The 1,757-nt window shown below is 76.1% G+C and carries 2 protein-coding genes; one reads left to right on the forward strand and one right to left on the reverse strand.

All coding sequences use genetic code 11. The annotated features are described in order from the left end of the window. The coding region (locus ACFQ4O_RS17300) for an SURF1 family protein (protein WP_378777592.1) at positions 1-582 on the forward strand (582 nt) is incomplete at its 5' end. 10 nt (positions 583-592) lie between these two features. On the opposite strand, the gene ACFQ4O_RS17305 is transcribed toward ACFQ4O_RS17300, so the two are convergent. Continuing rightward, the coding region (locus ACFQ4O_RS17305; protein WP_378777594.1) for a pyridoxal phosphate-dependent decarboxylase family protein at positions 593-1,757 on the reverse strand (1,165 nt) is incomplete at its 5' end.

A 1,757-nucleotide genomic window follows, 5' to 3' on the forward strand; every position in this document is an offset into this window, starting at 1 on the left:
CCGGCGGAGTGGCCGGGCCTCGACCTCGGCGCGCTCGCCTACACGCCGGTGCGCGCGGACGGCGTGTTCGACCACGCCCGCGAGGCGCGGGTCTATGTGGCGCTCGGCGAGCCGCGCGGGCCGATCGGCGGCCCCGGCTACTTCATCCTGACGCCGCTGATGCTCGACGACGGCTCGGCGATCCTCGTCAATCGCGGCTTCACGCCGGAGGGCCGGCAGGACCCGGCGACCCGCGCGGACGGCCAGACGTCGGGCCGCGTGACGGTGAGGGGCCTGCTGCGCGGACCGGAGGATCGCAACGCCTTCACGCCGGCGGACGAGCCGGCGAAGCGGCTGTTCTTCGCGCGCGACGCCGGCGCCATTGCGGCGGGGCTCGGCCTCGACCGGGCGGCGCCCTTCACCATCGACGCCGACGCGACGCCCAATCCCGGCGGCCTGCCCCAGGGCGGCGAAACCCGGATCAGCTTCCCCAACCGGCATCTGGAATACGCGCTGACGTGGTTCGGGCTCGCGGCAGCGCTGCTCGGCGTGTTCGCGGTCTACGCCGTCGGCCTCGTCCGGGAGGCCCGCCGCCGCCCCTGACGCGGGCCCGTCAGAGCCGAAGGCGGGCGAACGCCTCGAGCCGGCGCAGCGTCTCGCGCAGGTCGTCGTCGGTGGTTTCGGGATGGAGCGCGCAGAGGCGCAGGAACCGGCGCCCGCCGATCCGCGCCTCGCCCGCCACCGCGAACCCGTCCCGGCGCAGATCGTCGGCGAGGGCCGCGTTGAGCGCGTCGCAACCCGCGTCGTCGAGGCCCTCGGGCGCGCAGCGGAAGGTGGCGATCCCGAGCGAGGCCGGCGCGCCGCGCCGCCAGCCGTCCATGCCGGCGACGAGTCGGTCGATCGTTTCGCCATGGCCGCAGGCGCGGTCGATGGCGGCGGCGATCTCGTCGAGCCCGAGCGTCTGCAGGGTCAGCCACAGTTTGAGCGCGCGGGCGGGGCGGGTGGTCTCCGGTCCCATGTCCCAGAAGGCCGGCGCGCCGTCGGCCTCGCCGAGGTCATCAAGGTAGTCGGCGTCGAGCCGGAAGGCGTCGGTCAGCGCCGCCTCCCGGCGCACCAGCAGCATGCCGCAGCCATAGGTCTGAAACAGCCATTTGTGCCCGTCGCCGGCGCGGCTGACGGCGCGCTCCACGCCGTCGAGCAGCCCCCGGCGGGCGGGCGACAGCGCGGCGGTCGCGCCGAGCGCGCCGTCCACATGCAGCCAAAGCCCGGACCGTTCCGCGATGTCGGCGAGGGCGGGCAGCGGATCGATCGCGCCGGTCGCCGTCGCGCCCGCGGTCGCGACCACGAGGAAGGGGATCGACCCGTCCGCCCGGTCCCGGGCGATGGCGGCGGCGAGCGCCTCGGGCGCCATGCGGACGCGCTCGTCGGTCGCGACCAGCCGCACCCGGTCACGGGCGAGCCCTGCGATGCGGAGCGCGCGGGCGACCGAGGCGTGGGTCTCGGATGTGATGTAAGCGACGCCGCGCGGCCGGTCGGCCTCGCTGAGGATCGCCTCGCGGGCCGCGACCACGGCGGTGAGGTTCGCCATGGAGCCGCCGGACAGAAACAGCCCGCCCGCGCCCGCCGGAAAGCCCACCGCGTCCGCGAGCCAGCGGATCAGCGCGCGCTCGATCGCCGCCGCTCCCGGGCTCTGGCGCGGGGAGCCGGCCTGCAGGTTGAGGGTCGCAGCGCCCATGTCGCCGATGCGGGCGGCGAGCGCCGCCGGTGACGGCACGAAG

The sequence above is a fragment of the Methylopila musalis genome (assembly GCF_042679725.1).
GTDB classification, from domain to species: Bacteria; Pseudomonadota; Alphaproteobacteria; order Rhizobiales; family Methylopilaceae; genus Methylopila; species Methylopila musalis.